7 protein-coding genes and 1 pseudogene are annotated in these 13,512 nt (G+C 41.1%); all 8 read left to right on the top strand.

The window, feature by feature from the left end; genetic code table 11:
• The first annotated feature begins 12 nt into the window (after positions 1-12).
• Positions 13-261, top strand: a complete 249-nt coding sequence (locus tag G5B06_RS04775; protein WP_021652602.1) for a DUF4315 family protein — start codon at positions 13-15, stop codon at positions 259-261.
• Positions 245-1,744: a CD1107 family mobile element protein gene (locus tag G5B06_RS04770; RefSeq protein ID WP_173771467.1), complete on the top strand. Its 1,500-nt coding sequence runs from the start codon at positions 245-247 to the stop codon at positions 1,742-1,744. Before G5B06_RS04775 ends, G5B06_RS04770 begins: the two co-directional genes overlap by 17 nt.
• Before the next feature lie 48 nt (positions 1,745-1,792).
• Positions 1,793-3,895 carry a DNA topoisomerase 3 gene (locus G5B06_RS04765; RefSeq protein ID WP_173771465.1) on the top strand — a complete coding sequence of 701 codons (2,103 nt, stop codon included), beginning with the start codon at positions 1,793-1,795 and terminating at the stop codon, positions 3,893-3,895.
• Complete coding sequence (locus G5B06_RS04760; protein ID WP_173771463.1) at positions 3,885-10,622, top strand: SpaA isopeptide-forming pilin-related protein; 6,738 nt, start codon at positions 3,885-3,887, stop codon at positions 10,620-10,622. Before G5B06_RS04765 ends, G5B06_RS04760 begins: the two co-directional genes overlap by 11 nt.
• Positions 10,623-10,685: 63 nt before the next feature.
• Positions 10,686-11,156 carry a helix-turn-helix domain-containing protein gene (locus tag G5B06_RS04755; protein ID WP_173771461.1) on the top strand — a complete coding sequence of 157 codons (471 nt, stop codon included), beginning with the start codon at positions 10,686-10,688 and terminating at the stop codon, positions 11,154-11,156.
• Positions 11,157-11,287: 131 nt separating this feature from the next.
• On the top strand, positions 11,288-11,389 hold the full coding sequence (locus G5B06_RS18935; RefSeq protein WP_015524590.1) for a putative holin-like toxin: 102 nt from the start codon (positions 11,288-11,290) through the stop codon (positions 11,387-11,389).
• 1,034 nt (positions 11,390-12,423) lie between these two features.
• Complete coding sequence (locus tag G5B06_RS19590) at positions 12,424-12,816, top strand: TnpV protein (protein WP_334297580.1); 393 nt, start codon at positions 12,424-12,426, stop codon at positions 12,814-12,816.
• Positions 12,744-13,512, top strand: a pseudogene (locus G5B06_RS19585) (DNA methylase); the annotation flags it as partial. The gene G5B06_RS19590 and the pseudogene G5B06_RS19585, both read left to right, overlap by 73 nt.

The raw sequence follows: 13,512 nt of genomic DNA, 5'->3' as shown, positions 1-13,512 counted from the left end.
GGAGGGGCGTATTTGAACATTGAACGAATAAAAGAAGAACTTGCAAGAACCTACGTTAAGATTGAAAAGCTACAGAAAAAAGCAAGGGATCTGGAAGAACAGAAGAAACAGGCAGAGGATATGGAGTATCTAAAAATTATCCGAAGCAATGGAGTTTCCGCAGAGGAACTTCAGTTGATGATTGATATCAGCAAGGAGGAACAAAAAAAGATATTGGAAACCAGAGAAAAGGAGCAGACAGAAAATGAAGAAATTTCATAAAAGAGCAGCTGTATTTTTAACCGCAGCTACGTTAGCAGGACTTCCGGCAGGAGCTTTCTTTTATAGTTCGCCCGGAAGTCTGACTGTATGGGCAGATAATGTAGAAGTGGAATCATCAGAAGAAAGCAGCCCGGAAGATGTTGATTTTTCAGATGGATCAGAAGTTGAAATTCATGCAGATCCAGTGGAACAGGCACAGGAAGATGCAGGAAATGATGTGACGGAAACACCAGAAGTAGGGATTACCTTTACAGAACCCGAAGGCTGGCAGACAGATACGGCAACCGTAAAAATTCAAGTGGAAGATACAAAGAATACAGGTGCTTTTTCTATTGCAAAAGTAGAAGCAAGACTTTCAGAAAATGGAGGATGGTCAGACATAACCGGAAATATGGAAGTATCCATCTCTTCTAATTGTAGTGTTTATGTGAGAGTTACCGATCAGAATGGAAATACTTATGAGCAGAATCGTTACATAGAGTGTTTTGATAAAACCAAACCAACTATTATTGCGGCTGCGAAGAATGGGATACTGATCGTGCAGGGAGTTGATGCGGAATCGGGAATTGCTGCTTTGTATGTCAATGGAAATGAATTCACAGAACTGACGAATAATACGTTAAATGTCCGTTTGCAAAAAGTGGATACTTCCTATGAATACTTTACCCTGCAGGCAAAAGACAAAGCAGGAAATATGTCAGAGATCTATAAAGTAGGAAACCCTTATTATGAAAATCCAGATGCAGTAAAAGAGAATACAGAGGTTTCCGGAACGGAGCAGAATGCAGCTTCTTTGCCAGCCGATGGAACTGCAAGTAAGCCCACCAGTGCTACGGCAACCGTAACGGAACATCAGACAACGAACGAGACTGCTACTGCACCAACAGAACCAGAAAACACAGGAAATGAAACGGATACAGAAGCAGATACCGGACGGGTGCAGGGAGAAAGTTCTGCTTCCGGCATGACAACAGGAACAGTTCAGGACAAAGGGGGAAAGGAATTTTATACGATCAAGACAAAAAGTGATAAGGTTTTTTATCTGATTGTAGATAAGGATAAAACGGATGAAAATGTTTATCTTCTTACAGAGGTAGGCGAAAATGATCTTTTGAACTTTACGGATACCAACATGGTCACACTTCCACAGAACCAGGCTATTGCAGAATCCGCACTGCCACTTGAAACAGAGAAGATCACAGAGACACCGGAACCAGAAGTTACGATCATACCGGAAGAAAAGGAAGAACCTGAGAAGAAAAGCAATAATTCCGGCACGATTTTATTAATGCTGCTGGTTCTGGCAGGAGTTTGTGGTGCTTACTATTATTGGAAATTTATGAAAGGAAGAAATACTTCTTTTGATTATGAAGAGGACGAGGACGACGATGAGGAGGAAGAAGATACAATTCGTGAGGATGATGAAGAATTAGAAGAATATGAAATGGAAGGTGAAGTAGAAGACGAAGAATCAGAGGAATAACTTTGTTTCACTTAATTACAGCGACAGGTGCAGAAAGGAGATAGAAAATTGCAGCTTGTAATTGCGGAAAAACCCAGCGTAGCCAGAAACATTGCGAAGGTGCTTCATGCCACAAACGTAAAAGATGGCTATCTGGAAGGAAAAGAGTATCTGGTTTCCTGGTGTATTGGGCATTTGATTGAACTGGCCAGTGCAGATCAGTACCGGTATGACTGGAAAGCATGGAAATATGAAACACTTCCCATGATCCCGGAGAATTGGAAATATCAGATTAAAGAAAGTACCAAAGGGCAGTTTCGGGTTTTAAAGGAACTGCTTCACAGAGCAGATGTCACAGAAATTATATGTGCAACAGATGCAGGAAGAGAAGGGGAGTTGATTTTCCGTCTGGTATATAACCAGGCAGAATGTAAACTTCCCTTTAAAAGACTGTGGATTTCTTCCATGGAGGAAAAAGCAATTCTGGAAGGATTTCAGCAGATGAAAGATGGACATGAATATGATAATCTTTATTATTCTGCGGTGGCGAGAAGTGAAGCAGACTGGCTGGTGGGAATTAATGCCACCAGACTGTTTACGGTGCTGTATCACCATCGGTTGATTGTAGGTCGGGTGCAGACACCTACACTTGCAATGCTGGTGGAACGGGAAAAGAGCATCGAGAACTTCCAGAAAGAGAAGTATTATCTGGTTCATCTTCTGATGGATGGATTGGATGCTGTAAGCAACCGGATAAAAGAGAAAAGTGCTGCCGTTCAGATGATGGAGGATATGAAGGATGAAACTGCACAGATTCTTTCAGTAAAGAAAGAGAAGAAAAAGGTACAGCCGCCGAAATTATATGATCTGACCACATTACAGAGGGAAGCAAATCGTCTTCTTGGATTTACGGCACAGCAAACCTTGGACTATACCCAAAGCCTTTATGAGAAGAAACTGGTGACGTATCCAAGGACGGATAGCCAATATCTTACAGATGATATGGAAGAAAATGCGTTTTTGGTTATTGATGCGGTAAATAGAGTATTTCCAGAAATATCAATGAAGGGTTCGGAACCAGAGATAAAAAGACTTTTAAACAGCAAAAAGGTATCAGATCATCATGCAATTATACCAACGGTAGAAATTGCAAACACGGATTTAAAAGCACTTCCGGGTGGAGAAAAAGAAATTCTTATGCTGATTGCATCAAAGTTATTATGTGCATCGGAACAGGAATACATATATGAGAGTATTAAGACTGAAATTTCCTGTCATGGAGAACTGTTTACTGCATCTGGAAAGAATGTTCTCCAATATGGATGGAAAGAACTGGAAGAACGGTTCTTTAAATCATATGGGAAAAATGCAGAAAAGCCAGAAGAGGAGGAAAGTGATTTTCCAGATATAAAAATAGGACAGGTATTTGAATGTGTTGTTGTAAAATTTAGTGAACATTTTACAGCACCGCCGAAACATTATACGGAGGATACGCTCCTTAGTGCCATGGAACACGCTGGAAGCTCGGATACGATAGAAGACGCAGAGAGAAAAGGGCTTGGAACTCCGGCTACCAGGGCAGCGATTATTGAAAAACTGATTGAGAAAGGCTTTATTGAGCGTAAAAAGAAGCAGATATTACCTACAGCAGATGGAAGAAATCTGATCAGGATTCTTCCGGAAATGATCAAATCACCAAAACTTACAGCAGAATGGGAAAATGATCTGACACTGATTTCCAGAGGCCAGAAAAATGTAGAAGAATTTCTCTTCGAAATTGAAAAAATGGTTTCCAAATTGGTAAGTGATAATGGACAGCCAGTGGAAGAATACCAGAAACTATTTTCAGATGGTCGGAAAGAAATTGGAAAATGCCCTAGATGCGGCAATAAGGTTTATGTGGGAAAGAGAAATTATTATTGTTCAGGAAGTGATTGCAGTTTTACTTTATGGAAAAATAACCGATTTTTTGAGAGTCAGGGAAAAACGCTTGATGAAGCAACTGTCAGGAAGCTGCTGAGTGAGAAGCAGGTGCATTTCAAAGATCTGGTATCAGAGAAAACAAAAAGGAAGTATGAAGCAACTATAAAGATGGAGGTTTCAGAAACCGGAAATCCAAAGTTTCAGTTGATTTTCCCGGAACGGAAGAAAGGAAAAAAGAATGAAGAATAAAAAAAATATGAGAAGATTTTTGTCGGGATTCTTGGCAATGCTTACAGTGTTATCTACAATTCTATCTCCAATACTGTCCTATGCGGCAGATGTAGTGCCAGTGCCAGAAGAGCCACCGTTATACGAAGAGGTAAAAAATGAACTTGATGCAGATGAGGTGGTAAAAGCAAAAGATCTGGAACTGGAAACAGGCAGTATTTTTGAAGTGGAGAAAGATTTTACCGGACTGGAAATACCAGATGAAAAAAAGGTGAAGATCACTTTCCATGAGGCAAAAAATGAGGAAAAGCAGGATTTTACAACAGATTACGAAGATACATACAAAGCTGTTTATTATGTAGAGCCAGTAAGTGGCCACCCAATTTATCAGATCAATCGTAAGCTGATTGTAAAGGAAGCGGTGGTGCAGGTTGCTGAATCTGAGAATCAGGAATCTGTAAGCAACCAGGAAGATGAGAATGAAGCAGAAGGCGAGGAACCAGCCATAGGCACTGCAGAGAGTGAAGAACCTGTGCAGGATGAGGTAAATGTAGAAATTCCGTCAGAGGATGAAATCTATGAAGAAGTAACTCCGACAGAAATTCCGGTTGAGGAAGAGCCAATAGATACACCAATCCCGGAAAACCCGTCTGAGGAAGTTTCAACAGAAGAACCTGCCATAGATGATAATCCGGATACAGACAGCACATTTGAAGAAATTACAGATACAGATCCGGAAGAAATGCCAGAGGCGACAGACGACTCTTTTACAGATGGAACAGAGAAAACAGAAGATGCAGATGGAAATTATCAGGTAAATATTGTTCGTGGAGAGGAATTTCATATTGAGCTGAACCATGAAGATGGACAGTATCAGCCAGGAGAAACCGTTGTATTTTCCGGAGATATGCCGCAAGGCAGCTTAATTGCAGTAGGAACAACAAAAGTACAGGCAAACCAGACAGAGAATACAGAAGATTTATTGTATTCAGAGGTGACTTATCACGAAGAATCGGATAAATTCAGTTTTGAAATGCCAGCAGATGACATTGACCTAAGTGTTTCCATGGATCAGGCAGAAAACGGTATCATGTTACTTGCAACCGATACTCCATGGGATGATGCAACAAATATTGAAGCAAATAAATATTACTATTATTCAGATGGCCAGCTTCATCCGTTTGATACAGTTATGGGACAGGGTGGAAATGACAGCTACAAATATGTTCGTTACAAAGCAGGCGGAAAGACTTATACAGTAAATGCGTATTGTATGCAGCACTCCATGCAGTCACCTCCAAGTGGGACAACATATAAAAATATGGTTGAACTGGATGAGGGCGGAGATGATAAGTATCTGCGGAAAGCTTTGTTCTATGGATATGGCGGTCCAGGATGGGGACATACATTCAATGGATATAATGTAAAATCCATCATGGAAAAATATGGATGCAGTTCTGAGACAAGAGCCATGCAGCATTACCTGGTTGACTATTTATATGATGGCGAATCCGGATTTGGAGGTGCGCTTTCTACAACCGCTAAAAATATGCTGAAAGAGATTAAAGCAGCTCTTGCTAAAATGCCTGATCCGACAGCAATGAAACTTCTTCCAGGACTTTCCGTTAATGCAACGGGAAAGGAAACAGAAAGTTTTACCTGGAAGGCAAATGAAGCATTTACCATTACCATTCATCTGGAGAACGGAGTAAGCCTTGTTAATGAAACCACAGGAAAAACGGCATCTGGAAATGTCACTGTAAAGGGTGGAGAGAAATTCCATCTTGTAGCTACAACAGCCAATATGGGTAGCCTGAAAGGAAAGTATGCGATCACATCTAATTTCCCTTTGGATTTCCATGCAATGCTCTTAAAATTGGAGAGTTCACAGGACATTGGTTTTGGCTACTATACAGATTCCTCTGACCTGCAGATTACAGTTGACTGGCCGGAAGAAGCAGTTATTGAAATTACAAAGAAAGACGGCGATACTGGAAAAAATCTGGCCGGAGCCGTGTATGGAGTATATAGTGATAACGCCTGCACAAAGCTGATTGTTAAGATGCCGCCAACAGACAGCAATGGTTCTTCACGTGTAACTCTTACCAAGACACAGGATACTGTTTACTTAAAAGAAATCACAGCACCGGAAGGTTATGTTGTCCAGGCTTCTTCGTATGGAGTGAAATTAGTAGTTGGCAGTACAACCAAACAGACTGTAACGGACAAAGAGCAGAAAGGAAATCTGACCGTTTATAAAGAGGGAGAAGTTTTTGTAGGAGCTGTATCTGATGAAAATGGAACTTCATTCCAGTATGAGAAACGCCGTCAGAAAGGAGCCGTTTATAACGTATATGCTGCCGAGGATATTGTAACAGCAGGTGGAAAAACAGTTTACAAAAAAGGCGCAGAAGTAGCGAAAAATCTGATCACAGGTGAGGACGGTTCTGTAACGGTAAAGAATCTTCCGCTTGGAAGCTATAATGTAACAGAAGCACAGGCCCCGGAAAATTTTTATAATGCAAAAGAAACAAAAAAAGTAACCATTTCTTATGCAGGGCAGACTGCAGAAGCGGCTTTCTCAGAGACTACCTTTACAAATGACCGTCAGAAAGCAGTGGTGCAGGTGATAAAGAAAGACAAAGATACTGAAAATACACTATCCGGAGGGCATTTTGCTCTGTTTGCAGCGCAGGATATGAAAACTGTGGATGGAAAAGTAGCAGTAAAAAAAGATGCTCTGATTGAGACTGCAATTACTGGTACTGATGGAAAAGCAACATTTAAAGCAGATCTTCCAGTGGGATTTTCTTATTATGTAAAAGAAGTCCAGGCTCCGGCTGGTTATGTCAGAAATGAGAAAGATACTTATTCTTTCCAGTTCAGTTATACCAATGATGAACAGGCAAAAATTTCTTTCAGTCATACTTTTGTGAATGACAGGGTCAGTGCTGCAATCTCTTTGAATAAAAAAGATGCCGAGACAAAAGAAAATAAGGCACAGGGAGATGCTTCCCTGGAAAATGCGGTGTATGGACTTTATGCAAGAAACGACATTACCCATCCAGATGGAAAGACAGGCGTTATTTATAAAGCCGGAAGCCAGATTGGTACGCTAACTACCGATAAAGAAGGAAAAGCAAGGATAGAGAATCTTTATCTTGGAGAGTATTACATCAAGGAAATTACCCCATCCGTAGGATATCTGGCAGACGAGCATGAATATGATCTTGTATGCAGTGATGAAGGTGATCTGACAGCGGTTGTAGAAAAAGAGTGTACCTCACTGGAAACGGTGAAGAAACAGCCGTTTGAACTTATTAAAGCTGCCAATAATGGAGACACAGATGCTGCATTACTATCCGGAGCTGGATTTAGTGCATATCTGGTATCTTCTTTGGTGGTAAAAGAGGATGAAAATTATGATTTTTCCTCTGCAGAGCCGGTTGTGATCGGTGAAAATGGAGCAACGGAAATTTTTACAAATGAGAAAGGCTATGTAAAATCCATTGCAATTCCATATGGAACATATCTGGTGAGAGAAACTACAACACCCCATAATTACAAACCTGTAGATGATTTTATTGTCCGGATTACAGAGAATAAACCAACAGAGCCGCAGACATGGAGAGTTCTTTTGGATAAAGAATTTTCTGCAAAACTGAAAATTATCAAACAGGATGATGAGACTAAAAAATCTGTTCTAATTCCGGGAACAGAGTTTAAAATTTATGATATGGATCATGAAAAATATGTAGAGCAGGTAACTACATACCCGACAACCGTTACACATATCTCTTATTTCACAGATACAGATGGATATCTGATCCTGCCGCAGAATTTAAAAATCGGTCATTATAGAATCGAAGAGGTAACAGCACCGGACGGTTATACCATTAACAAAAATTATGTCGAAATACAGGTGGACACCAATACCCTGTATCAGACTGATCCGGTATCAGGTGATGCAATCATTGAAGTTGTATATGAGAATCATCCGGTGAAAGGAAAACTCACTGTACAGAAAAAAGGAGAGGTTCTTTCGACCTATAAGAATGATTTTAAGTATGAAGTTCAGAATCTTTCCGGTGCAGTATATGAAGTGTATGCTGCAGAGGATATTTATACAGCTGATTTCCAGAAAGATGACACAGGAAAAAGAATCCTGAAATATGCAAAGGGTGAAAAAGTTGCAGAACTGACAACGGATGAATCCGGAAAAGCAGAGCTTGATAATCTGCCTCTAGGAGAATACAAAGTTGTAGAAAAGACTGCACCGGAGGGATTTGTATTAAATGAAGAAGAACAGAAGATTTCTTTCGTCTATGCAGACCAGGATACACCAGTGATCTCACAGAGTGCAGAGTTTATAAATGACCGCCAGAAAGTAGAAGTGTCAGTTGTGAAAAAAGATGCTGAAAATGAGAAAGGGCTTTCTGGAGCAGAGTTTGGTCTTTACGCAAAAGAGGATATAAAAGCAGGGGATAAGGTACTGGTAAAAGCAGACGAACTGCTTACAAAAGCGGTAACAGGTGAAGATGGAAAAACTGTTTTTGAGCAGGATCTGCCATTTGGAACTTATTATATAAAAGAACTGGCAGCACCAGATGGTTTTGTATCTTCAGATGAGCAGATTGAGGTGACTGCGAAATATCAGGGACAGGAAGTAAAAACAGTAAAACTGGAAACCGTTTTTAAGAATGAGCCGACAACAACTGAATTTACGAAATCAGATATTACAACAGGTGTGGAACTTGACGGAGCAACACTGACGGTTTTGGATTCAGACGGAAAAGAAGTAGAAAAATGGACTTCTGTAAAAGGAAAAGCTCATGTAATAAAAAGACTCCATGTGGGAAAAACCTACACACTTCGGGAAGAGTTTGCACCATATGGTTATCTGCAGGCGGAGGAAGTGAAATTTACAGTTTCTGATACTGCAGATGTTCAAAAAGTAGAAATGAAGGATGCTGTTCCGGTTGGACGAATCATCATCAATAAAAAAGGTGAATTTGTCAAAGAAGTTACCTGGAAAGATATGCTGGCAGGCGGCATGGACGCAGCATTTGGCTATGTTACAGGTTCTTTGAAAGATGTTACTTTTGAAATTTATGCAGCGGAGGATATCAAGGCTGCAGATGGGGAAAGCAGTGATTATTATAAAAAGGACGAACTGGTAGCAACAATTACGACAGATGCTCTTGGATATGCAAGATCAGAAGATCTTCCTTTAGGCAAATATTATGTAAAGGAAAAAGAGACGGCGGATGGATATGTTCTGGATGGAGAAATCAGAGAGGTTGATCTGACTTATCGTGATCAGAATACTCCGGTTGTGACTTATGATGAGGACTGGCAGAATAACCGCCAGAAAGCAAAAGTAACTGTAGTTAAGAAAGAAAAAAATACAGACCGTGTTCTGGAAGGCGGAGTATTTGCACTTTATACAAAGAATGATATTTTAAATGCAGAAGGCGAAGTAATCCTGAAAGCAGATACCATGATCGAGCAGAAAGCTACGGATCAGGATGGAAGGATTGTATTTACGGCAGATCTTCCAATCAATGGCAGCTACTATGTAAAAGAAGTGCAGGCTCCTGCTGGATTTGTGACAACAGAAGAAATCAAGGAATTTGATTTTGCTTATGCGGGAGAAGAGGTTGCAGAAGTATCCTTTGAGTTCACTTATGAAGATGAGCCAACTACTTTTGAAATCACAAAATCAGATCTTACAACCGGGGAAGAATTACCAGGTGCAAAACTGAAAGTATTCGATTCAGAGGGAAACGTTGTGGATGAGTGGACATCCGGAAGCACACCACACATCATTAAGGAACTGGAAGTTGGAAAGAAATATACATTAACAGAGACAATTCCTGCTGATGGTTATGCAACTGCAGAATCCATTACGTTTGTAGTAGAAAATACTGCAGATATACAGAAAGTAGAAATGCAGGATGATACAACAAAAATTCTGATCAGTAAAGTTGATATGACAGATGGAAGCAGCGAGGTAAAAGGTGCTAAACTGTATATTCTTAATGAAAACCAGGAAGTTATGGAAAGCTGGACGTCTGGTGATCAGCCCCATTATGTAGAGAAACTTTCAGTCGGCACTTATACGTTGTTGGAGGAAACAGCACCGAAAGGCTATATTGTGGCAAATAAAGTGACATTTGAGGTTAAGGACACCGGAGATGTTCAGGGAGCCAAAATGGAAGATGAACAGGCAATGGGCAAGGTAATCTTAAATAAAACGGATAAAGATACCAAGAAGCCAATGAAAGGTGTAGAATTTGCCCTTTGTGACAGCAAAGGTAAAGTTCTGGAAACTCTGGTAACAGACAGTGCTGGCCATGCAGAATCAAAGAATTATCCGATTGCGACTTTTAAGAATGGGCAGTATAAAAAAGCAATCACATATATCCTGAAAGAAACAAAAACACTGGATGGCTATCAGCTTGATGAAACCGAGCATAAGATTCAGTTTGAATATGTCAATGACCGTACTCCTGTGATTGAATATACTCTGGATCTGACAAATAAGAAAGCTCCGGAAAAAGACACTCCGGAAACATCAGAAAACCAGGGAGTCAGCACTCCTGGTTCCCATGGTTCTGATGCGGCTTCTGTATCCAATTCACCAAAAACAGGAGATAATACAAATATTGCTATTTTTGTGCTGGCACTTGCAGTATCAGCAGGATGTCTGGGAACTGTAGTGACAGTTAAGAGAAAACGCAAATGATAATATAAATAGTGTTCTGGGGCTGTGGTTACTGCACAGCCCCATTTTGAAAAGGAGAAGAAATTGAAATTAGGAGCAAGAATAAGAAAAATCCGTATGTTTCGCAACATAACTCAAAAGGAATTGGGACGCAGATTAGGATATGGGGAAAGTAGTGCGGATGTGAGAATCGCCCAATATGAAAGTGGACAGCGTACACCGAAGCAGGAAACGCTTATCCGGATAGCAGAAATATTGGAAGTTGATGTCCGAAATTTTTTAAGTCCTGGAATTGCGACAATGGACGAATTAATGGAAACTTTATTCTGGATGGATGAAGAAAATAGAGGGCTTTTTCATCTGTTCCTGCTAAATGATTCAGAAAGTGAAACAGTTGGAATCACAATAAGGGATAAAAAAACAATGTCTTATCTGCAGGAATGGATGGGGAAAAAGCAGAAACTGAGCGATGGAAGAATCACAGAAGAGGAATATCTGGAATGGAAACTGCATTGGCCAGAGGATAAGAGAAAAACAGAATATAAAACCGTATGAAGTAAAAAGGAATTGCTTTGCGGAGAGTTACCTGTTAGAATATTACTGGAGTAACCGTGTACAGGGTTGGTAAAAACCTCCTGGATTTTCAGATCCCCTTTAAGGGATACAGAAGAAGGGAGGTGGAGCGAATGGATACATACGAAGTCTTGAGCTTATTGTTCTTAGGCGGTACGTTTCTGATTGCTTTGCTTGCCTATTTGGATAATAGGGACAACAAGCGAAAAAAATAGCCTACCCTGTCTGCCAACAGGATAGGCAGCTCTCTTTGAGAGCAAAATAAATTAAAACCTAATCCAGGAGCATCCACCTTGTGGGCGGTTACTCTTTTCAATTAGAATATAGCATTTTCTCTCCAAAAAGTAAAGTACATTTTATGCAGCCAATTCTAAAAAGAGTGGGCTGTTTTTTTATTGACAGGAGGGAAGTTAAATGTCTAAACTACAGGACATCCGAAACTTGGCGCAGGAACATGCCGTATCGGTGAGCAGTTCGCCAGGGGATTGGATGGATTATATGGACACAGCATCAAGGTTATATCGGTATTCTTTTTCAGACCAGCTTCTGATCCATGCACAGCGTCCAGACGCAACAGCCTGTGCATCACTGGAACTATGGAATGAAAAGATGTTACGCTGGGTAAATCGTGGTGCAAGAGGAATTGCCTTGTTTGATGAAACCTGGCAGAATACCAAACTTCGTTATGTGTTTGATATTTCGGATACCCACATGGTAGCCGGAGGCAGAAGCCCATATCTTTGGAAGATGCAGGAACACCAGAGAGAAGAGATCCTCACCCATCTGGCAGAAGTCTATGCTCTGGAAGAAAAGGATGCGGCAACTTTGCAGGACGCATTGATGGCGGTCGCAAGGGAAATGGTCAATGACAATCTGGAGGAATACCTGGATGGATTGGAATATGCTGTAGAAGGTACTTATCTGGAAGATCTGGATGAGGTGACGATCCGCAGTGATTTTCGTCAGCTGGCAACAGACAGTGTTTACTATCTGCTTTCCAGGCGATGCGGGCTTGACCCGATGGAACTTCTGGAAGAAGAGGACTTCATGCATATCACAGATTATAACCGTCTGTCAGTTCTCACCTTCCTTGGAAATGCGGCAAGCCAGCTCAGTGAGAGTATTCTGATTGATATTGGAAAGACCGTACATAAAATTTCTCTGGAAGAAGCGAGAAAAGAGGTTGAAAAATCCAATGAAAGGAATTATAATAGCTTTACCACGTTAATACGCGAAAATAAAAATCAGGATGCAGAAACGAAAAAAGAAGAAAATATTGAAAATGAAGGAGGAAACGATTATGGAACTGACATATCATCGCAAGGGAGATTACCTGTTTCCGAATCTGACCGTCGAAGAGGAAGAAGTGACGATCGGGAAATATGGGATGCTACGGAGGACATTTCTGAAAGAACACAAGAACAGCCTTTATCAGAGCCTGTTCCTGACCGGGAAGCTGAACAGCCATCTGGCAGAGATCGAGAAAGCAGCACAGGAGAGAATGGACAGCCAGATGGAGAAATTACTGGAGAAGAATCCGGCACCGGACAAGGAAGCAGATCCGATGGCATGGACAGCACACATGAACGCACTGATGGCAACAGCGGAAGAGAGCATCTTGACGGAATTGGTATACAGTTAGTCGAAGATACAAGAGAAGATGGATTGAGTAAAGCAGAGGAAGAGATCGCCTCTGCTTTATCTTTGCCCGAATATCCCACCGCAAATGAACAAAGACGGCAGATCGAGGAAAGGGCAGCTGCCCTTTATGCCGGAGAAATTCCGATTCCAGAGCAAGTTGTTGATGAGATCTTACGGACAGGAGGAAACCGGAAAGCCAGCCAGCTCCGGATCATCTATAATTTCATGAGTGAACAGACACCGGAGGAATATACGGAGTTTGTGAAGCGTGAATACCGTAAAGGTGGAAAAGGTTTTCAGATTGATGGAAATGAATATTCAGTCTGGTTTGATGAAACCGGGATGCAGATCGCAGTAGGGCATACGGTTACAGACCATATCTTAGATAAGGCATTTTTATCATGGGAAGATGTCAGCGGACGTATCCATCAGCTTTTAGACCAGGGTGAATATGCACCGCAGTCTGTATTGGATGCGGCAAGAAGTAATGCAGTAAAAGAACACGCCCAGGCTCTTGCCTATATGAAAGGGGATATGGCAGAAGGAGTAGCGGAGATTGTTTTTGACGAAGAGGACTTACCACATCTTCGCAGTATCTATCCGGAGATCACGGATTATCTGGAAGAAAAGCTGGAGGATCCCCAGTGGCTTTCGGAACTGAATGAAAGACTGGATGCACTGGCAGAAGCCTATGAAG

Source organism: Blautia luti (assembly GCF_013304735.1).
In the GTDB taxonomy this organism is placed as follows: domain Bacteria; phylum Bacillota; class Clostridia; order Lachnospirales; family Lachnospiraceae; genus Blautia_A.
Note: the sequence above shows the minus strand (reverse complement) of the source record. Positions and strands in the feature narration are given on the sequence as shown.

What these genes read in the sequence shown, in the direction of transcription:
- G5B06_RS04770 (WP_173771467.1), top strand. Translation starts at nt 245, where the DNA reads ATGAAGAAATTTCATAAAAGAGCAGCTGTATTTTTAACCGCAGCTACG.
- G5B06_RS04760 (WP_173771463.1), top strand. Translation starts at nt 3,885, where the DNA reads ATGAAGAATAAAAAAAATATGAGAAGATTTTTGTCGGGATTCTTGGCA.
- G5B06_RS18935 (WP_015524590.1), top strand. Translation starts at nt 11,288, where the DNA reads ATGGATACATACGAAGTCTTGAGCTTATTGTTCTTAGGCGGTACGTTT.
- G5B06_RS19590 (WP_334297580.1), top strand. Translation starts at nt 12,424, where the DNA reads ATGCAGAAACGAAAAAAGAAGAAAATATTGAAAATGAAGGAGGAAACG.